Genomic DNA, 19,829 nt, shown 5'->3' with positions numbered 1-19,829 from the left:
CTGGCTTTCGCCAGGACGACGGCAAGAAACAACGACGACGGCAAGAAACAATAAGGACGATCCCATGCGTATCCTCGTGGTCGGCGCTGGCGCCATCGGCGGCTATTTTGGTGGCAGGCTGTTGCAGGCCGGCCGCGACGTCACCTTCCTGGTCCGGCCGCGGCGCGCCAGCGAGCTCGCGAGCGCCGGCCTCGTCATCAAGAGCCCGAACGGCGACGTGACCTTGAAAAATCCGCCGACTGTTCAGGCCGCCGCGCTCAAGGACAAGTTCGACGTCGTGCTGCTCAGCTGCAAGGCCTTTGACCTCGACGACGCAATCAAGTCGTTCGCGGCAGCAGTCGGGCCGAATACGGCGATCATCCCGATGCTCAACGGCATGAAGCATCTCGACATCCTCGACGACAAGTTCGGCAAGGAGCGCGTGCTCGGTGGCCTCTGCGCCATCGCCGCAACGCTCGACGAGAAGCGCGAGGTGGTGCAGCTCCAGCCGATGCAGTCGATCAATTACGGCGAGCGCGATGGCAAGCTGTCGGATCGGGTCAAGGCGATCGACGAGGCCTTCAAGAGCGGCATCAATGGTGCCACGGCCAGCCAGAACATCATGCAGGACATGTGGGAGAAGTGGGTGTTCCTCTCCTCGCTGGCGGCGTCCACCAGCCTGATGCGCACCTCTGTCGGCAACATCCTCGCCGCTCCCGGCGGCAGGGATTTCCTGCTCGGCATGCTGGACGAGACCAGCGCGATCGCCGCCGCGTCTGGCTACACGCCGGGCGGGCCGTTCTTCGAGCGCGTGAAGGGCAACCTCACCACCGAGGGTTCACCCATGACGGCCTCGATGTTTCGCGACGTCAAGGCGGGTCTGCCGGTCGAGGCCGATCACGTCATCGGCGACCTCATCGCGCGCGCCGACGCCGCCAAGGTGCCGGTCCCGAAGCTGCGCATCGCCTACACGCATTTGAAGGCGTATGAGAAGCAGCGGGCTAGCTGACCGCAGCTTCGCTATTTGAAATACGCGAGATAGTGCGAGACGGCGGTGATTTCCTCATCACTCATGTGATAGGCGACATCGGCCATCGCAGCGCCTCCACCGCCGACGCGCTGGCTGCTCTTGTAGTCGTGCAGCGCCTTGACCAGGTATTCCTCGCGCTGGCCCGCGAGCCGCGCGACGGCCTTGGTGCCGGCAAAATTATCCGTATGACATGAGGCGCAGCGGCGGCCGACGGCCACTTGCGCGCCTTTTTTCGACAAGTCCGGATCCTTGTCCTCCGGCGCTATCGGCGGCGTCAGCGCGGCGAAATAGGCGCCGAGATTGCGGACGTCCTCGTTGGTAATCTCCTCGGCGATCGGCTGCATCTGGTCGTTCTTGCGCGAGCCGGCGCGAAAAAAGACGAGCTGCCATTGCAGGAATTGATCGGGCTGGCCGGCCAGCGAGGGAATGTTCTCGGTCTGCGAGATGCCGTTCTCGCCGTGACAGCCGGCGCAGACGGCGGCCTTCTCCTTGATCGCGGCATTGTCCGCGGCGCTTGTCGGGAGAGAACCGAGCGCGAGAAGCGCAACCGCGCTGATTGCGTGCGAGATGAACTGCCGGCGCATGATTGGAATTTCCGATCTGTCGAACGCTCATTCCGGGGCGGCGAAGCGCGTGCCCGGAGTTCGATAACCCCCGTTCGTCACTATGGGTTCCGGACTTCTACGTAAGCAGGAACGACAGCGTGCGAAATTGAAATGAGAAAGGCTGCGGCGCCCCTCGGCACCGCAGCCTCGTGTCGTCTTAGGCTACTTCTTGCTGTAGCTGATGCGGTAGATCGCGCCGGCCCAATCGTCGGCGACGAGGATCGAGCCGTCCTTGGCGAGGATGATGTCGTCGGGACGGCCGAGATAGCCCTGGTCGCCCTCGATCCAGCCGGAGGCGAACACCTCCTGCTTGGCGTTCTTGCCGTCGGGACCGACGATCACGCGCATGATGCGGCCGCCCTGGTACTTGTGACGATTCCAGGAGCCGTGCTCGGCGATCAGGATGTTGTTCTTGTACTCGGCCGGGAATTGGTCGCCGGTATAGAACTTCATGCCGAGCGGAGCGACGTGAGCGCCGAGGTTCAGCACGGGCGGCGTGAACTCGGAGCATTTGTGGCCCATCGCGAACTTGGTATCCGGCAGGTCGCCCTGGTGGCAGTAGGGATAGCCGAAGTGCTCGCCGATCTTGCTGATCATGTTCAGCTTGTCCGAGGGCAGATCGTCGCTGATCCAGTCGCGGGCGTTCTCGGTGAACCAGAACTTGCCGGTGCGCGGATCGACGTCGCCGCCGACCGAGTTGCGAACGCCGAGCGCGTAGATTTCCGCATTGCCGGTCTTGGGATCGACGCGGCGGATCTGCGACACGCTGGTCGGGGGCACGCCGATGTTGAAGGGCGGTCCGAACGGAATGTAGAACCAGCCTTCCTTGTCGACCGCGATGTACTTCCAGCCATGCGCGGCATAGGACGGCATGTCGTCATAGACGACCTTGCCCTCGCCGGGATTGTCGAGCTTGTTTTCGATGTCGTCGTAGCGGATCAGCTTGTCGACCGCGATGACGTAGAGCGCACCGTCCTTGACGGCCAGACCCGTGGGCATGTTCAGCCCCTTGAGGATGGTCTTGACCTCTTTCTTTCCGTTGTTGTCCTTGATGGCGTAGACGTTGCCGAGGCCGAACGAACCGACGAACAGCGTGCCCTTGTCACCCCAGGCCATCTGCCGCGCGGCCAGCACACCGGAGGCGTAGACCTCCATCTTGAAGCCCGGTGGCAGCTTGACCTTCTTGACGATGTTGGCGAGCTCGGAATCGGACGCGCCGGTCGGCGGACCGGACGGCGGCGCCAGGCCCTTCTGCGCCTCGGTCTCGTCGCCGAGGAACCAGTCGTCCGGCGGATGGGTCCAGAACTCCTTGGTGCCGGATTCGTATTTCTTCAGCGGCTTGTTCTTGTCCTGCTGCTGCGCGTGACCGACGCTTGTCCCCGCGAGAAGGGCAACCGCTGCAAGCGCCAGGACGGATTGAAAGGCGGATTGAAAGACGGATCCATGGAATTTCATCGCGTCACTCCCCTAAGGCAGCCGTCAGGGCTGCACATTTATTTTATTTTGCTGTCGAGAGGCGAAGTTCGGACTCTGTCGAGAGGACAGATGCAGAAGGTTAGCACATCTGCGAGCGGTGAGAAGCGCGCCGCGGGCGCCGCGATAGCGCTCAGTAAAAATTGAGACGTAAAGTCAATGATGGCGAATGCCGCGACGACACCGCTCTCGCTGCAGCGCGGAATCAAGATCACGCGCGGCTAATTTGCAGGCAGCAGGAGGTCCGGAACAAAAAAACGCGAAAACAACCCCATGCACAGTAGAAATGCTCTGGCCGCCTTGCTGCCGGTGACGCCGGGTAGACATTTGACGCGTCGAGCGAATTCGCGAAGGTGGCGGCTAAGGGGCGACGGGGTAGGGACCATCGTCGAAAATCGTCTCATGATAGCCTTTCGAGCCGACATCGCGCGCGAGCGTGCTGCGAAAATCGCGGTCATCGCGAAGACATTTCAGGACATGCGCGAAGTCGAATTCGGGCCGCCAGCCTAGTTCGCGCCGCGCACGCTCATTGACATAGACGCGGTCGATCGCGGGGAATAGCCGCCAGCCGCGCGCAGCAAAGAGCTCCGCACAATCCGGATAGAGCTCGCGCACGACACCGGCCGCGTCACGTGCCAGCGCCGCGAGATGGCGTTGCTCGAACGGGCTCGTGGCCGACAGGATGTAGCGGGCAAACCCGATGTCCGGCGCGCGCTCTGCGGCGAGGAGATGGGCGTTCACCGCGTCCGCGATATCCAGCCGGCGATAGAGCAGCTCGTTGGCCTGCGCGTTCTCCGGCGCGTAAGCCGACCGCATCGCCGGATCGTCATCGTCTTCCGGGAAGAAGCGCGAGGTCCTCAAGACCACGACGGGCAGGCCGCGCTCGCGACAGAACAACTCGCAGAGAGTTTCGGCCATCAGCTTGGTCGTGCCGTAGACGTTCTTCGGGATCGGCGCCAGGTCCTCGGTGACCCACACCGCGGCTTGGCCCGCGTCGGAGCGGAGTTGCGAGCCGAACGCGCTGGTGGTGCTGGTGAAAACAAAACTGCGCACGCCGGCGGCTGCGGCCGCCTCAAGCAGGTTGAGCGTGCCGGTGACATTGGTGTCGATGAAATCTTGCTTGCTGTGGGTCGCCACATGCGGCTTGTGCAGCGTCGCGGTGTGGATCACCGCGGTGACGCCGTCCATCTGGTGCCGCACGAAATCAGGATCGACGATCGAGCCGACAGCGTCGGTGAAGGGCGATGGCTTCAGGTCGATGCCACGTGCAGGCGAACCGCGCCCCCGGAGCGTGCGGAGAAGGGCCTCCCCGAGATGGCCCGCGCTGCCTGCGACCAGAATTGTCATTGCAAACCCAATACAGCCGCCAGCGGCGTGGAAAACCACGTGCCCGTCCGGTCCGGCTGGATGCTTTGGGAAAAATTGGAGCGGGCGAAGGGGCTCGAACCCTCGACCCCGACCTTGGCAAGGTCGTCGGCGACGGGAAGCGTGGGCATATGTTGCCAGCTATTAACCCGCCTTAACGCTGTTTTCATTGACATTTTGCCTATTTGCGGCCGTCGTGGTTCAACGCTTGGCAACGTATGACCTTACCCGATTTGTTGTCCCCATGTTGTCCCCGAGAGGAAATCAGGCCGTTGACCCGCAAGCCTCTGAAGAAGGAAAGCGCCGCCAGCGCCCCCGGCGAGGCGGTGGCCCGGAAGCCCTTGAACAAGGACAGGGCCGCCGGCGCTCGCGGAGAGGCCGCCCGCTATGAGCTACGGGATGAGAAGGTCGTGGGCCTCCGTCTGGTCGTGCAGCCCTCTGGCGTCCGGACTTGGGTGGTGCGGTACAAGCCAGCGGCGTCCGCTGCCCGGCGCTTTACGATCGGCGCCTACACCGAGGCGCTGGGGCTCGACGAAGCCCGGAAGATCGCGGCCAAGGTGAAGCTGGGGGTAGTCCACGGCGACGACCCCGCCGCCGAGCGCAAAGCCATCCGCAAGGCCGCGCCCACGAACACCGTGCTCGCCGCCTTCAAGGCCTATGACCGCGGACACCTGTCATGGGGCAGAGACTACGTTGACGACGAAACCAAGGAAGTGACGCCGGCCGAAAAGGACGCCAGCGGCCGACCGGTGGAACCGAAGATCGGCGCTGAGACGGCCGCCGCAACGCGGTCGTTTTTTGTGCGCCGCGTCCTGCCTGTGTGGGGGAACCGGGCTGTCGGCTCGATCAGCCGGCAAGACTGCGTTGCACTGCTCGACGGGCTGAGCAAATTCAAAGATGCGCACCGCAAGGGTAAAACGCGTCTCTCGCATTTCTTCGGTTGGACGATGGACCGGAACTCGACCGTGAAGGCGAATCCCGCGGCGGGGATACAGACCGAGACGGCCGACTCGCGCGAGCGCATCCTGTCGGACCAAGAGCTTCGCGCTGTGTGGCTGGCCTGCGATCAACTCGGCAACTTCGGCGCATTTGTTCGCACGTTGATCCTGACCATGGCACGCCGCAACGAAGCCGCACGCATGGACCGTGCAGAGCTATCACCGACGCTTTGGTCCTGCGAAGGCGACAGGACAAAGAACGGGCTGGCCATGGACTGGCATCGGACGCCACAGTTGAATGCGGTCATCGATCCGCTTTTGAAGAGATCTAACTCGCCGTTCGTGTTCGAAGGTCGTCACCACAATCGGCCCATGGGCGGTTTCTCCGATCTGAAGGCGAAGCTTGACGCGATCACGGGCGACGCCGTCGCACACTGGACCCTGCACGACCTGCGCCGCACGTCGCGGAGCTTGATGCAGCGTCTTGGCGTTCCGCTTGAGGTTCGGCGCGCTTGCAGCAATCATGCGGCTGGCGGTATCGATGGCGTGTACGATCGTCACGCCTTTGACGTTGAGAAGGCGGAGGCTTTCCAGAAGCTGGCGGATCAGATTGACCGCATCGTTAGCAGACAGTCGTCGAAGGTAGTTCCGCTCACGAGGCCGCCCAACAAAGTAGACGCCAGGGCGTTAACCGAAGCATATGGTAGCGCTTGAAGCCCCGCACGAATGGGCATATGTGGTAGACTAGTTGAACGGCCCGTTTTGGCCTGTCCTCATGCACCCTGCAGCCGAGTGACAACATAAACGGCACCAACGCGCGAAGCGCGGAAGGTTGCCCTATGTTGTCCGATCCACCCCTTCCCCCACTGAAACGATATCTCCGCGTCGCACAAGTTCGCGAGCGCTACGGCAACGCGTCCGACGAATGGATTCGGCGGAAAACGCGCGAAGTCGGATTCCCTAAGCCCTTCTATCTCGACGGCGCCGATAGGTATTGGTCGCTCGAAGACTTGGACGCTTGGGACCTTGCCACGCTGACGCGCGAGCCGACCCGGCCGCGGAAGGTGGTGCGTCATGACTGAGCAACCGCCCCGCACTCTGGAAGACGCTCGGGCCGTCTTTGTTGATGAAGTCTTGCGGCGCGAGCTTGTCCAGCCGGCACACACCGAGCAAGCCGCACTGCGCAGACAGATGGAAGCGGAACGTCGCCGCGCCGCTTTCCATGTGGTGCGGCCATGACCACAAAAGCTCCCCACTTACCCGATTGGCTGGTGCAGCGGATCTTTGAAGCTGGATCGCTTGCACCGCTCGCGGAGTTCGCGCCGGCCCGGCGAAAGCAGCGTCTGCGCTCGACCAAGATCGTCGAGACAAAGGAAAGTGCTCTCATTGACGCCAAACGTGCGAGCACGATCCTACGTGATGAATATAGACATGGTTACGAAGCCCGCCGAAAGTTCATCGTGCGACACTTCCTGAAGGTGGACAACTCGGTCGCGGTAAAGATTGCAAAGGGCGAGGGAGGCGGCGTGGGCGCAGCGATGGCGGACAATGAGGCCGTTGCAGCAATGCGTCGGCACGTTAAGTCCCTGATCGATAACACCGTAATTAGATTGGAGTCTGCCACCAGCGACTCTTGAGTCTCCGGCCTGCGCTTGTAGGCGCTAGGTCTTGGTCATCGACAACGATTGCCCCGGAGATTTCAATGACCGACGCCCCCCGCAACTTCGAGGAGTTTACCCGCCCGTCCGGTATCGGCCCGTTAGAAGGCGAGGAACGGATTCTTGCGCATGCGCCGAAGGCGCATGTCATTCGCTTCAATCTGAGCACGCAGGCCGACGCGGACGCCGACGCGTATCAGACCATGGTGGCAAAGGTCCAAGGCCAGAAGAACGAAAAGTTGGCTCCACTGCTGCGACAACAGCGCGAACTCGAACTCGCGCCGCAGCGCCACGACAATTTAATCGAAGATTGCGAGCAGAGGATTGCGCGCGTCAGATCGCGGATCGCCGCAACTCTCCAAAAATATGAAGAGGACCAGGCTAAACTCGGCGGGACACCGAACACCGCGCTCAACGACTTTTTGCTTCGGCAGCGCGTACCACTCAAGGATGCCGACACAGAGGACAGCGCCATCGACAACCGTTCTCCGTTGGAGATGATGGAGTTTCGCCGTGACGAGGCTGTTCGCGAGCAATACCAGATTGAAGGACTCGCGACATCCGATTGCACGTGGCCTGAAATCGAAGGGCAGACCATCCGCGATGTTCGCAAGCTTGCGAAAAGTCCGAACATGTGGGGAGCAAAACGCTTCAGGCAAATCGGCCTCACCGGGCGCACGGCGCAAGGTCACGTCGAGTTCGCCAAAATCCGCATCGACGGTCGCGATCACATCGACGCAACCGGGCTGCTACTCAGCGTGCCGACGATTCAGAATCTGGTGATTGACCATCTGCTGACATTGGCACGCGCTGACTACAGCGAAGAGTCCGCGATGACGCCGCGGCAGCGTACGGAGGCCGTTGAGACATCGAAGGCAGCTAAGCTTCTCGCCGAGCGCCGCGCTCACTTCTGGCACCGCAAGCTCACAGACGAAGGCACGCGCGTTCCGTTCCCTACCGGGAATCCGTGGGCGATCTTGGACGTCTGCGAGTGATTGGGAATGTCCGGCGCGATGCCGTCATTCCCGTCGCGCCGGGGAAGTCCGTGAGTGGGTTCTTGGTTGAACTTACCACTCAACGGCGGGTCGCACGGCCCCCTATCCCCGTGCGGTCGAGTCGAGTGGTCCGCCATCACCGCCAAAGCGCCGCGAGGCGGGTTTGAATGCAACGGTGAAGGTGGAGCGTCTTGAAAACTGAACGTTCAAGCAAACAGGAGATTCGAAGATGTCTGATGAAGAAAACCCTAAGCTGCCTATCTTGCATGCCCATGCCGCCGCCGTGATGCGCGTCGGCAAGCAAGCTGCCGATGCCGTGCTTGTGAAGTTCGGCGGCCGTGGTGGGGCCGGCGGATACCGTGCGGTGCCGGAAGCGAAGCAGGCGGCGTGCGTCGAAGCCTTGGAGCGACTCGCAGCCGGCCCCGCGAATAGCAAGGAGTCCACAGAGCGCGGCCTCAAGCGCCTGCAACGCTCGGCATTCGCGAACTTTGGCGCGACGGAGACGAAAACGCTACGCGCTCCGAAGAGCTTCGACGACCTCGCGAAGTCCGCTTGGGATCGATTCAAGAATCCGCCCGCGCAGCACAACAAATAAGACCGGGCGCGCCTCCCCACGTCCGGCTCCCCAACCACTTTTGAGGACCACAACCATGACCGCAGAAACCAACTTTGCGAAGGCACCGGGTAAGCAACGGCGGATGTATCTCGCACGTTGCTTCGGCTCAACCGACGGCACTGTACGCGGTGTCGCGGACAAGTGGGACCGCAAGCGCCTTCTCGCACGTTATACCATGGAAGCCGGCTACAGCGCATTGTGGGAGTCCGATGAGCTTCGTTTCTGCGAGACCGCGGCCGACTTAGAAGCCGCGAAGACGAGATCGCACCACAGTCTTTGCGTCTTGGAAGCGTGGCACCGGAAGGCTTTGAAGCGCTCCGCCCTCTTGCATGCCGGCGAAATGAAATCGTTTTTGGAGCCGTTCGGCGAGAATGATCAAATGCCGATGGACCAGTATTGCGCCGTCGGATCAAACCACGAGTCTGCCGTCTCAGCCATGCGGTCGCGTGTGCCCGAATCGCGCGTCCGATACGTGAGCTACCGTGCGTGGTCGCCGGACGAGACGCCGGAGAATGTCCCGGACGAATGGAAGCCGTGGTTTGCTGCCGAGATGGAATACCAGCAACAGGCCTATGAGCAGTCGCTCGAAAATATCTGTCGTCACTACGGAAGCGAGAGCGGAAAACCCGCTGAGATTCCCTCAGCCAATCACCCCGCTGCAGCCTGCTACTGGCGACGTTGGCAGGCGCGGCAGGAAATGAAGGCTCGATTCGAGTACGACCTTTATGTCATCGCGGCTAATGAAATGGCGGCCGAAGGAGCTGCCCAAGCTCTAACGCGAGCGGGCGATGATGCCACAACAGCCGCAGAGCAGGCGGCCGAAGCCGTCCGCGCCCTCGGATTCGGATAGGTGTGACATGACTCCGGAATTCAAGGCGGCAATAATCCGACGGTGTTGCGAAATCTACGCCCATGCGACGCCAAGGCAGCTTTTCGTCTGGGAGTGCCTCCCGTGCGGTGGATTCCTCGCGCGGGAAGCCGCCGAGTGGCCCTTTGACCTGACGCCTGATGAACACAATCAGATTCGCGAAGCAGCGAGCGAGCTATTTGATTGACGTGCAAGGACGTAAGTCGAATCCGGCGGCTTTCTCGCCATCGCCAAGGGAAGCCCGACCGCGCCGGTCCTGTGCGATGGAGTCCGTAGCATTAAATGGAGTGAACGCCGTGAGCATGATCGAGAAGCCCGGTAAACGCAAAAGAACGAAACTCCCGACTCCCTTCATCGGGTACGATACACAGATGTTCGACTTCATCCCCTTGCATAGCCCCAAGGCCCGCAAGACCTACCCCAACGGCAAGACCAAGGAAGTAGGCAAGGCGCCGCTAGACCCGAAGTGGACGACCAAGCAATACGACTCGAAGGCGGTCAAGGCCCGCTGCGAGCGCGAGCAACGCAATGGGGGCATCCGCCTAAGGGCCGATCAGCTAGTAGTCGATATCGACCCACGCAACGGCGGCGAAGACGGATGGCTGATGCTGTGCGCCGATCTTGGCATTGATGACTCGAAATATCCCAAGGTCATCACGGGCAGCGGCGGCGCCCATCTCTACATGGCGAAGCCCGCCGATTTGTTGGTGCGCGAGACGTTGGAGTCGGAGGACTATAAGGGAGTCGAGTTCAAGAGCCTAAAGCGACAGGTCGTCGCCGCGGGCTCAATCCACCCCAACGGCAAGCCGTACAAATGGGACGACAATCACCCCACGCTCGCCGCCGAATTGCCGATGGCGCCGAAGCGTCTACTGAAGGCGATCGAACGGCCGGCGCGATCGGCCGTCACAGGCGGCGGACAATACACGCCTGACAAGATCGCCGCCGCGCTCGCTAAGCTCGACGTCGAAGAGTTCAAGGACCATAGCAAATGGCTTCAGCTTATGTTCGCGTGCCACCATGCGAGCGCAGGCGAGGCACGTAGCGAATTCCTTGAGTGGTGCGCGCAAGACCCACAGTTCGCCAAAGACTCCTATATGACCGGCAAGCGTTGGGACTCGATGCACGCCGACAGGAACGACGGCGTCACCTTCCGCACGCTGAACAAGTTTCTCGGGGACGCGGGCGCGAGCGAGTTCACCGTTGCGGGCGACGTGACAGAGGACGACTTCGACGACGACCCTGACTTCGATAGGGGCGACGCGAACGATGAGTGGCTCGAAGGCAACAAAACGGAACAGCCAAAATCACGCCCGTACGATGAAACGAAGCTACCCGCACTTCTGGATTTCGCCGAGCGCTGCATGATCGACCAAGGCGCCCCTCTCTATGAAATGGGTGGTCGTCTAGTGCATCCGGTGCGTGTCGATAAAGACTCGGGCGACGATGAGGGCATCCGGCGCAAGGCGGGATCGCTGACGATCGGGGACGTCAATCAACATCGGCTTCGCGAGTATGTGATTCAGAATGTGCCCTTCCACAAGCCGGACAGAAAGGGCAAGGCGAGCAAATATGCCGCGCCGCTCGGCTTTGCAACGCATTATCTAGCGCGCGGGGACAAGTGGAAGCTGCCCGTCATCAACGGCGTGATTGAAGCACCGACATTGCGTCGCGACGGCTCAATCATCGACTCCGATGGATACGATGCGAAATCCGGCTTGCTGCTGGACATGGGCGGCGTCGAATTCCCTGCTGTGCCCGAAGAGCCGACACGGGCCGACGCGCTCGCTTCCCTCGCATTGCTGAATAAGCCGTTTGCGAACTTCCCTTTCGTTGCCAATGCCAAGGGCCGCAGCGCGAGCCGGTCGGTGATGCTGTCTGCCGCTTTGACCGCTTTGGTTCGACGCACACTTCATTCTGCGCCGATGCACGGCACCAGCGCTCCAACCATGGGAACGGGCAAGACCCTGGCAATCGACGTCGTCTCTATGATTGCGACCGGACGACTCACGACGGCAATGAGCCAAGGCGCGAATGAGGAGGAAGACGAAAAGCGACTCTTCAGCGTGCTTCTTCAGAACGACCTGATCTTGCTGATCGACAATGTGAAGCGACCAATCGAAGGTGACGCGCTCTGCACAGTCTTGACGCAATCGACTTGGCAATCCCGCGTTCTCGGCGAGAATCGTCGGGTCCAGGTGCCGACGAACGTCCTGATGTTGGCGAGTGGCAATAATCTGACCTACAAAGGCGACATGACCACGCGCTCGCTTCTATGCAAACTGGATGCACAGATGGAGAATCCTGAGACACGACGATTCGACATCGACCTTAAGACATGGGTGCCCCAGCACCGCGCGGAATTGGTCGTTGCTGGATTGACGGTGCTCCGCGCCTTTGTGGTCGCGGGACGTCCGGGGCTCAAAGAGCTAACGCCGTTTGGGCGCTTCGAGGATTGGTCGAATCTTGTTCGGGGGGCTCTGGTGTGGCTCGGAGAACCCGACCCTTGCAAGACGCGCGACTTCATCGCGACGGATGATCCGGAGCGCAATGACCTTGAACAGTTGTTCGCCGCAATCAAGGACAACGCGGGCGATACGCCGTGGTCGGCGGGGGAGTTGATTAGGATGGGAGAAGATTGTTCGGACGGACTCTTGGCAGAGGCTATCGAGAGCGCGGTGCCCGGTCGCTCAAATGCGAAGAGCTTGGGCCAGTATCTGCACGCCCGCAACGGAAAAATTCTCGGTGCCATGCGCCTAGTAGGGAAGTATGACTCCCATGGTAAAATGTGGAAATACACCGTGCGGGACGCTTGAGCGTGTTTGCGGGTATGCGGGTTGTGCGGGGTCATTTCCAGTCCACCCCGATAGAGACCACATCTGACTGGTGAGAATATTTCTCAAACTCAGATCTAGAATGGTCATGGATTATATACCCGCATGGGATGGAAATGACCCCGCACAACCCGCATACCCGCAAATACCCCACCCATATGTACAACTGCCATCACCTCTAACTGCATTCGCGTTTGCTGAATGCATCGCCCCGCCGTCGAGCTCGCGCGCCTGCCACACCGAGATAGTGCACAAGCGGATAGTGCAGCCTCTACCCTGCTCGTCCTTGCTCGGCCCTAATTTTAGCTCGTAGCGAGATGGGCCATTTCTTGCCATTTATTTTATTTATCAAGCGCTTGCTACGAACTATGTAGCGTGTCCTTAGCGTGCTCAACGGACATAACTCGATATATGCAACGTCCTCGACAATACGGCCGTAACCGGGGGACGTGCCCATCATGATCAATGTTGTCGCGCATTGATGAGAGAGAAATATTTGCTGCGTCGCAGGCCTAAAAAATTCTTCGCGGCTCCCTTCCAGCAGATAAACACCATGAGGGAGTCGCTCAGCGCTCACGTTGCCGCTAAGGGCATATAGGAAAACATTCCTTTAGGTAATAGATAACGCTTAGTCTTCCGCGGTCTCTTCATACTCTTTGATAATAGTATCGTTGAGATGAGACAGGTGTTCGATGCCTCGAATAGCAATTACGCCTTCGTATGAGATGAACGTGCAGCTTTTCGACAGGGGTCTACGATCTAGCAGTGAAAACACGGGTCGCCGCATCTCCCGAAAGACTTTATCTCGTCTTTCATCAGGGGCGACAATATGTAGTCTAATGTCCATATTCGGCTGAAGGGCCAACAAATCGGCCATACGCAGCAGCCCTGAGTATACTGCCGTGGTGTGCTCCACCTCGAACGCTCGAACAATTGATCGGCCCTTGAGCCAAATGACGTCTATTTGTTCGATTGTATCCAGCGTGGTCTTCTCATAATTGAGAGGAAGCTCCTCAAGAAATCCGACCTGATCAGTTGCTGGCACAAGCTCACAAATTCGCTTCCTGTCGTTTCTTGGAAGCCATACCTTAAAGCCCATGCGCGCGCCGATTTCAGCGAGCTTCGCCTGTATTTGAAAAGAGGGCCGGAGTTCAGTCGGCGTAATCTCCGTCTCAGTCACTGCGTCATCATCGTCATCGTCATCGTCCATTGGGACAATGACGGTCACCTCTCCATCGGCCGTTTTGATCTTTTGAGCTGTGGACCACTTTGGCTTCAAGGCTGGGCTATAAAAATCAAGATTACCGTCTGCACCTGCCTGCTCTAGTTCACTCCTTAGCTTCAAAAGAGCCTTATCGAGTTGGGCATCGGACCAGTCTTTAGTAAGCTTGCTTGAAGCCACGCCAAAGGCATCAAGGATCTTTCGACGATCGTTGTTCGAGGATATGCGCTCCACCAAGCTAGGGAAGCCGAAATATCGGAGCATGTGCCGAAATTGGCGACTGCCTTTGCGCGGCACGCTATCTATCCAGGTGAGAAATTGATCATACGATCTGAAGATATCAAACCTGGCTTCAGCGCTTTTACGCTTCAAATCTCGAGTCAATGAAAGCAGAAATTGTAATTCGTCGGGTCGATAATTGTTAAAGCCCGGACCACCCGAGCCGATACCAAATAGGATAGCGTCGCTCAGCAGCGGATTACTGTCCGGCAAACTGGCTCCACTCAGTCCCCATATACCTCTTATTTGCTGCCGCTTAGTTGCAGCCTTCATGTTAGAAGGGAAGAGCAAAAGCGCCCATAGCATTTCCGCCATGAGCCTTTGCGCGTCCGCAGAGCTTTTTAACATCTGCCCCTTCAATTTCGTCGAGAAATCGTCACCGCCGAAGTCGGGATGATCCACGAAGGCATGGAAAGCCTCGTCAACGTTGTCTACGGTCCACAATGGACCCGACGAGAACAGCGAGCCATCTTCGCAGAGACACCGCCTTATCCACTGCTCTGCCGCTTCCAGGGTGGGCGTAATGTCACGTTCGTGAGTATAGCGCGCCATCAGAAATTCCTCGCAGGAGCTCGGAGCGACAAGGAATAATTTGCCGCTCACATTTTTCGGGCCACAGAGTGGCTATGGGCCGTTGAAGTTGCCTGAGTCTGCGCACGTAACGTTAGGCAAGTTCGGCAAGCAGGTCTTCCATATCCGGGATTTCACCGATTAAGTTCCCGTCACTTTTCAAAGGGGGAAGTTCTCTCAGAGTCTTTCGGATTTCATGCAACGCCACTGCATCGAAGTTGTCTTCTATCGCCGCGATGGGCTGTTGCGAAGATTTTCCTCCAGAAAGAGTATTTGTGATCTCCGACAGGGTAACGGCCCAACGGGCGTTCGCCTCGCGAATAACTCTCGCCCGCTCCCTGATTGACCCCATCACTTTCAAAGCGATTGCTTCCTGCATAGCCGGCTCGGGAACGGGGATCATAGTTTTTTCTACATCACCATCTAAGATCGCTGGATAACTGGACCCAGTGCTCCATTTTCGAAATTGTTCCAGCGTACTGGGCAGTCGCAACGCATAGTGCAGGTAAAACGGATTGATGTCGTCGTGAGCGCGGACGACCGAAAAAGCCGTAGAAGCGATCTGGTTATGCAGATTAGCTCCTACCACCGCAATGGCCCCTCTCGTCGGTCTACACGTCGAAACCAAAACATCGAAGGCACGAATTACTTTTCGAGCCCTCGAAGGTGCTTCTACTCCCTCTAGATCTTGCGGATTGACAATCGCACCCACCGTAACATCGACGGCAGCGATATCGACGTACTGAAAAACGTGGTCCGGCTCTTTACCCGGATCGCGCTTTTCTTTAGCGACGTGTGCTACCTGATCCACGCGTTTTAGAATTGTCTTCGGGAACTCCTTGATGCCTTCTGCCGGGAGGTGGAAATCAATGTCCCATCGACCGGCACCACGAAGTTCTTTCAAAGTCTTAGTTAAGGTCTTCATGCCCAACCCACTTCCTTATGGAATGCGCTAATAGCAGCGGCCACCTCGCTTCCGCTTTTCGGTTTGCCAGTCGCTTCATAACCAAGGTTTTCGACCTCGCACAAAAACGTTTGTTCGCTGTCAACTGGCTTTGCTGCCTTTTCCTGCTTCTGCAGTATGCACAGGCATGTTTTCACCATCGCGCCGTAAGGCGTAAAGGCTTCTTCTGGGAAGAAGAAAATGGCTTTGATGTGCGCAATTCCATAGAGCCATTTTCTAACGAAGGCTCCGCTCTTGCCCTTCAGAAGATGTTCAGGAAGCACGATAGCAAGCTTTCCTCCGCCTTTGAGGAATTGCAAACTGCGCTCCAATCCAAGGATTTCAAGTGGAAGCGACTTCTTCTTAAAACCCAGGTCGAAACGCCCGAGCATCTGCATAACTTCCTGCTTCATGATACTGCCAAACGGCGGGTTAGTAAGGACGACGTCAAAAACGCTCGGGTCTTGTACGCCGTCATCTCGAAGCGCGATGATGTCTGGGTAATTATCGAAACTCAACAAGGCGTCTTGGTTTCGAATATTTGTGTGACCATCGTCGTGCAACATCATGTCTGTCATTGCGATTCTGACCATGCGGTCGGATTTTTCAATCCCGTGCAAGTGGAAAAATTTGAACTCGTGCAGGTCGTGCTGGGTAATCGCTTCACCTTGATGGTCCACTACGTACTGAAGTGCTTTCGTCAGAAAGTGACCAGACCCGCAGAAGGGGTCGATTATCAAATCTTTAGCCTTCGGCTGAATAACTCCAATAGCGAGATCGACAATCGGATCAGGTGTGAAATATTGCCCCATTCCAGCACGAATAGCTGGCCCAAGCACCTTCTGAAAAGCTCTACCCTTAACGTCGGCCTTACTGTCGATCAGTGAGAACTCCTGCAACCTCTCTACGACTCGATAAAGCGCCGCGTCAGACAACCGAATTTGATTTTTGAAAACGCCGCGAGACCTCTCGTACGCCGGGATTCTTTTAGAATAGAGTTCGAGGTCAGAATTTCTCGCCTCCTCATAAAGGACGCGTATGTTCGATGCTACTTCCGATGAGTTGCTTGCGCCGTATGTTTGAAATCTAAATGGTGTACCTTCAGCTTGTTTTGTAACGCTTCTCTCGTCGAAAATTTTGGCGTATATCACCTTGCAAATTTCATCCAACGCCTCGTCAGCGTGAAGTCCATCAGCGTCCCGCGCGGCGCTGTGACACTCGAACAAGACGCGTTCGTACTCGTCGTTGAAGACTTTCAGGCCGGTGCTTTTTCCATTGCCTCGATCTTCGGGTAATTCACGAACTAACTGGGTTCTAATCCTGGCTTCCAAACCAAAATGAGGAAGATCGGGAATGTATTCGAAATCGTTTGGATCAATTTTTTTTCGAATGGTCTTTACGCGATCGCCGTCTGTTACCAAGCCAATGGTGGCAGTGTGTGTTGACGCTAAATAGGTTTCAAGCTGTCGTTCAGCTTCTGTAAATTCTTCGGCGGAAATGCCTCGCTTCTTAACCTCCACGTAAAGGAAGGTTCTTCTATTGGCATTCTTGATAGAAATATCGGCTTGCTTTTCGGAAGACCCCATCTTCACGGACTCTTCGATTACGATGCGCTCCCCTATCCACTCAGTCGGATATTTGTAAGCCGTCACGATCTGACGAAGCGCCCATTGTCTTACGAATTCTTCAATTTGATATTCGCTTCCTTCGTATGTACTGCGCGAGTCGAAATAGGCTTGGGCACGGCGGCGTGAATCCGCAACATCACCATGGGTTGCAAACAGCCATTCATCGGGAGGGACGTGAAAGAAGTTGTCTATTGCGGCCAAGATGTTTCCCCTACATGCCTACAGTTGCTAGTGGGTGTGTATCGTATGCTCGATGATTTCGACTATTGAACGCCGGGATGCAACACTGACCGGGATTCGCATTTGGCAGCGGCCCAGTTGAGCGCAAGGTAATAAGGCGAGTCGCGCCAACGGCTTAGCAGGGCGTTGAAAAGAGTTGGCCATTTGCTATACTGTATCCGGCGGACCCTACTTCTACGAAGCCCTGAGAGATGTCTCGGAGTGCACCTTAGAGGTGCTAGTGTTGAGGGCCGTCACCTTCTCCACATCGGTCGAACGTTCCAAAGATTGAACTTCATCGCAGTCATGGGGGAGCTGCGCTCCAGCGAGGCCAGGTTGGTTTTTGACACCGCGTACTCAGCCAATTCCTTCTTGGTGGCGTTGGTGATTGGATCGGTGTGGCGATTGTTCTTGTAAGCAGTCAACGCCCCTAAGGTGACATCCAACAACTGAAGCATCGGCTCGTATTTAGAGTCTTTGCATTCGATGTGCTGCACGGACGAATTCTTGTGTCCGTGTTTGACTTTTCCATCGTAGTTGAGGGCGCCAATTAGTTTGGGCAGCTCAGCTGTGCACCCGCCCCCGTCTGGGTGGATGATTATCGAGTTAGACTCCCCGTAGAACCGTAGTGCACGATGAAGCAACAGTTGGTAGTGCATCTTTCCGACCGTAGCTACTCGCTTCTTCTGTCCACTCAACGAGTGATCGTACTCTTTAAATGGCGCAAAACGGACATGCACATGCGCTCGACTTTCTTCGATTAAGCGGAAGAGATAATCGATATACGCCATGTGAGTATTTGCCCTTCTCGATTTGGCATTTTGCCATTTGACCTCAGAGACGACATTGTAGTCGTCATTGATCTGAGCCAATTCATCGAGGATAGACGGAAGGGTTTTTTTGTTCACCGCAAGTCCAGCGACGCCCATGTGATTGTCGAAAAAACTGGATTCGTCGCAGAAATATACGATGGTACCCATGCGCTGTCGGTCTCGATTGCGAATGACCGACGAGGACATCGTTCGACTCGCTGGAGTGTGATTCGTGTGTCGCTACAACTTACGCGACTCGGCTTGACCAACCGCTTCTTTGTTCTCGCTTTGCTGTTTTATGCGCTGATTATCGCTGGCATCGTTCGCAGACGGGTGAGATAGCGTCCAGCCCCGTTCGGCGACAAGGAAACCGCACTGTTGTCCCCTTGTTGTCCCCGAAATATCAGAAACGCAGCCCCGCTCCCCGAAGGGATCGCCAACTACGTGGATATACTGGGGAAATTGGAGCGGGCGAAGGGGCTCGAACCCTCGACCCCGACCTTGGCAAGGTCGTGCTCTACCACTGAGCTACACCCGCATCCTGTGTCGGTCGCATGACTGCGCCGGCAACGGCTGTCGTATGCCAAAAGCGGGAGGGGAATGCAACAGCTACCGGCGGCATAGATTTGCAATCGGAGGCCGGATATGGACCCGAACGCGGCCAAATGACCCAAAAAGGCCCCGGAACCAGCGAATCGGCACGCATGGATTGAAATTCGGCCGTCCCGGCCCAATTTAGGGCCAACAGCGAAGCATATGAATTGGCGGCGTGCTAAAGAGCCGCCAATTCCAGACATCAGACGAGGGGATCCCGTGACGATCATCGACCAGGGTAACGGAGCAGCGGGCCCGGCTGCCGCCGATCTGATCAAGGACACGACCACCCAGACCTTCGTGAAGGACGTCATCGAGGAATCGAAGCACCAGCCGGTGCTGATCGACTTCTGGGCGGAGTGGTGCGGCCCCTGCAAGCAGCTCACGCCCTTGCTGGAAAAAGCGGTCAAGGCCGCCAAGGGCAAGGTCAAGCTGGTCAAGATGAACATCGACCAGCATCCGGCGATCCCGGGCCAGATGGGCATCCAGTCGATTCCGGCGGTGATCGCCTTCGTCAACGGCCAGCCGGCAGACGGCTTCATGGGCGCGGTCCCGGAGAGCCAGCTCAACGCCTTCATCGAGAAGCTGACCAAGGGCGTGACCGCGCCGGGTGAGCCGAATGTCGCGGAAATCCTCCAGGAGGCCGAGGCCGTGCTCGCCGAGGGCGATGCCGCCGCGGCTGCGCAGATCTACGCGGAAGTGCTGCAGCACGAATCGACCAACATCGCCGCCCTTGCCGGGCTCGCGAAATGCTACGCGGTCTCCGGTGCGATGGAGCAGGCCAAGCAGACGCTCGCCATGGTGCCGGAATCCAAGCGCAACGACCCGGCTGTGAAAGCCGTGCAGACCGCGATCGATCTCGCCGAGCAGGCGGAGCAGCTCGGGCCCGTCGCCGAGCTGGAACAGAAAGTCGCCGCAGACCCGCTCGATCATCAGGCCCGATTCGACCTCGCGATCGCGCTCAACGCGCAAGGCAACCGGGCCGCGGCCACCGAGCAGCTGCTCGCGATCGTCAAGCGCGACCGCAAATGGAACGACGACGGCGCCCGCAAGCAGCTGGTGCAGTTCTTCGAGGCCTGGGGCGGCACCGACGATGCAACCGTTGAGGGACGCAAGCGCTTGTCGATCATCCTGTTTTCCTGACGATGATTGATCCATCACGGCCGGCGGAGCGTTAGGCATCATGACTTGATGCGGACAA

General features: G+C 58.2%; 15 protein-coding genes and 2 tRNA genes. 8 read left to right on the top strand and 9 right to left on the bottom strand.

Going from position 1 to position 19,829, the window contains the following annotated elements; genetic code table 11:
- The first annotated feature begins 64 nt into the window (after positions 1 to 64).
- A complete protein-coding gene (gene panE, locus IVB41_RS09005) occupies positions 65 to 988 on the top strand; it encodes a 2-dehydropantoate 2-reductase (protein WP_247429870.1) in 924 nt (307 codons plus the stop codon).
- 11 nt (positions 989 to 999) lie between these two features.
- Here the strand turns inward: panE and IVB41_RS09000 are convergent, their stop codons facing one another.
- The 4 genes from IVB41_RS09000 to IVB41_RS08985 form a co-directional block, all read right to left on the bottom strand.
- Positions 1,000 to 1,593: a cytochrome c gene (locus IVB41_RS09000; protein ID WP_247429866.1), complete on the bottom strand. Its 594-nt coding sequence runs from the start codon at positions 1,591 to 1,593 to the stop codon at positions 1,000 to 1,002.
- A gap of 183 nt (positions 1,594 to 1,776) precedes the next feature.
- Positions 1,777 to 3,069: a sorbosone dehydrogenase family protein gene (locus IVB41_RS08995; protein WP_247429844.1), complete on the bottom strand. Its 1,293-nt coding sequence runs from the start codon at positions 3,067 to 3,069 to the stop codon at positions 1,777 to 1,779.
- Between the two features lie 378 nt (positions 3,070 to 3,447).
- Complete coding sequence (locus tag IVB41_RS08990; RefSeq protein ID WP_247429824.1) at positions 3,448 to 4,434, bottom strand: NAD(P)-dependent oxidoreductase; 987 nt, start codon at positions 4,432 to 4,434, stop codon at positions 3,448 to 3,450.
- A 76-nt stretch (positions 4,435 to 4,510) separates the two neighbouring features.
- A tRNA-Ser gene (locus IVB41_RS08985) sits at positions 4,511 to 4,605 on the bottom strand.
- A gap of 119 nt (positions 4,606 to 4,724) precedes the next feature.
- Here IVB41_RS08985 and IVB41_RS08980 point away from each other — a divergent pair.
- The 6 genes from IVB41_RS08980 (at position 4,725) to IVB41_RS08955 (ending at position 12,343) form a co-directional block, all read left to right on the top strand.
- Positions 4,725 to 6,104 carry an integrase arm-type DNA-binding domain-containing protein gene (locus IVB41_RS08980; RefSeq protein ID WP_247429821.1) on the top strand — a complete coding sequence of 460 codons (1,380 nt, stop codon included), beginning with the start codon at positions 4,725 to 4,727 and terminating at the stop codon, positions 6,102 to 6,104.
- Positions 6,105 to 6,625: 521 nt separating this feature from the next.
- Complete coding sequence (locus tag IVB41_RS08975; RefSeq protein ID WP_247429818.1) at positions 6,626 to 7,027, top strand: hypothetical protein; 402 nt, start codon at positions 6,626 to 6,628, stop codon at positions 7,025 to 7,027.
- A 65-nt stretch (positions 7,028 to 7,092) separates the two neighbouring features.
- Positions 7,093 to 8,043, top strand: a complete 951-nt coding sequence (locus IVB41_RS08970; RefSeq protein WP_247429816.1) for a hypothetical protein — start codon at positions 7,093 to 7,095, stop codon at positions 8,041 to 8,043.
- 229 nt (positions 8,044 to 8,272) lie between these two features.
- Positions 8,273 to 8,638 carry a hypothetical protein gene (locus tag IVB41_RS08965; protein WP_247429814.1) on the top strand — a complete coding sequence of 122 codons (366 nt, stop codon included), beginning with the start codon at positions 8,273 to 8,275 and terminating at the stop codon, positions 8,636 to 8,638.
- 55 nt (positions 8,639 to 8,693) lie between these two features.
- Entirely contained in the window at positions 8,694 to 9,509 is an 816-nt protein-coding gene (locus tag IVB41_RS08960; protein WP_247429812.1) for a hypothetical protein, read from the top strand.
- 320 nt (positions 9,510 to 9,829) lie between these two features.
- Positions 9,830 to 12,343 carry a bifunctional DNA primase/polymerase gene (locus IVB41_RS08955; RefSeq protein ID WP_247430197.1) on the top strand — a complete coding sequence of 838 codons (2,514 nt, stop codon included), beginning with the start codon at positions 9,830 to 9,832 and terminating at the stop codon, positions 12,341 to 12,343.
- 646 nt (positions 12,344 to 12,989) lie between these two features.
- Here the strand turns inward: IVB41_RS08955 and IVB41_RS08950 are convergent.
- The 5 genes from IVB41_RS08950 to IVB41_RS08930 form a co-directional block, all read right to left on the bottom strand.
- Positions 12,990 to 14,414, bottom strand: a complete 1,425-nt coding sequence (locus IVB41_RS08950) for a hypothetical protein (protein ID WP_247429810.1) — start codon at positions 14,412 to 14,414, stop codon at positions 12,990 to 12,992.
- Between the two features lie 112 nt (positions 14,415 to 14,526).
- The gene (locus IVB41_RS08945; protein WP_247429808.1) at positions 14,527 to 15,363 is read right to left on the bottom strand and encodes a restriction endonuclease subunit S; all 837 of its coding nucleotides are present in this window, start codon (positions 15,361 to 15,363) and stop codon (positions 14,527 to 14,529) included.
- Positions 15,354 to 17,204, bottom strand: coding sequence for an N-6 DNA methylase (locus IVB41_RS08940; RefSeq protein ID WP_247429806.1), 1,851 nt, complete (start codon positions 17,202 to 17,204; stop codon positions 15,354 to 15,356). The genes IVB41_RS08945 and IVB41_RS08940 overlap by 10 nt, the downstream gene beginning before the upstream one ends.
- Positions 17,205 to 17,476: 272 nt before the next feature.
- Positions 17,477 to 18,202 carry a DUF3800 domain-containing protein gene (locus IVB41_RS08935; RefSeq protein WP_247429784.1) on the bottom strand — a complete coding sequence of 242 codons (726 nt, stop codon included), beginning with the start codon at positions 18,200 to 18,202 and terminating at the stop codon, positions 17,477 to 17,479.
- 295 nt (positions 18,203 to 18,497) lie between these two features.
- A tRNA-Gly gene (locus IVB41_RS08930) sits at positions 18,498 to 18,572 on the bottom strand.
- Between the two features lie 275 nt (positions 18,573 to 18,847).
- On the opposite strand from IVB41_RS08930, the gene trxA reads away from it, so the two are divergent.
- On the top strand, positions 18,848 to 19,771 hold the full coding sequence (trxA, locus tag IVB41_RS08925) for a thioredoxin (RefSeq protein WP_027566282.1): 924 nt from the start codon (positions 18,848 to 18,850) through the stop codon (positions 19,769 to 19,771).
- Positions 19,772 to 19,829: the final 58 nt, after the last annotated feature.

The organism is Bradyrhizobium sp. 44 (assembly GCF_023073095.1).
In the GTDB taxonomy this organism is placed as follows: Bacteria; Pseudomonadota; Alphaproteobacteria; order Rhizobiales; family Xanthobacteraceae; genus Bradyrhizobium.
Note: the sequence above shows the minus strand (reverse complement) of the source record. Positions and strands in the feature narration are given on the sequence as shown.

Coding starts and splice junctions, on each gene's coding strand:
- panE (WP_247429870.1), top strand. CDS start 65: ATGCGTATCCTCGTGGTCGGCGCTGGCGCCATCGGCGGCTATTTTGGT.
- IVB41_RS09000 (WP_247429866.1), bottom strand. CDS start 1,593: ATGCGCCGGCAGTTCATCTCGCACGCAATCAGCGCGGTTGCGCTTCTC.
- IVB41_RS08995 (WP_247429844.1), bottom strand. CDS start 3,069: ATGAAATTCCATGGATCCGTCTTTCAATCCGCCTTTCAATCCGTCCTG.
- IVB41_RS08990 (WP_247429824.1), bottom strand. CDS start 4,434: ATGACAATTCTGGTCGCAGGCAGCGCGGGCCATCTCGGGGAGGCCCTT.
- IVB41_RS08975 (WP_247429818.1), top strand. CDS start 6,626: ATGACCACAAAAGCTCCCCACTTACCCGATTGGCTGGTGCAGCGGATC.
- IVB41_RS08970 (WP_247429816.1), top strand. CDS start 7,093: ATGACCGACGCCCCCCGCAACTTCGAGGAGTTTACCCGCCCGTCCGGT.
- IVB41_RS08965 (WP_247429814.1), top strand. CDS start 8,273: ATGTCTGATGAAGAAAACCCTAAGCTGCCTATCTTGCATGCCCATGCC.
- IVB41_RS08960 (WP_247429812.1), top strand. CDS start 8,694: ATGACCGCAGAAACCAACTTTGCGAAGGCACCGGGTAAGCAACGGCGG.
- IVB41_RS08955 (WP_247430197.1), top strand. CDS start 9,830: ATGATCGAGAAGCCCGGTAAACGCAAAAGAACGAAACTCCCGACTCCC.
- IVB41_RS08950 (WP_247429810.1), bottom strand. CDS start 14,414: ATGGCGCGCTATACTCACGAACGTGACATTACGCCCACCCTGGAAGCG.
- IVB41_RS08935 (WP_247429784.1), bottom strand. CDS start 18,202: ATGGGTACCATCGTATATTTCTGCGACGAATCCAGTTTTTTCGACAAT.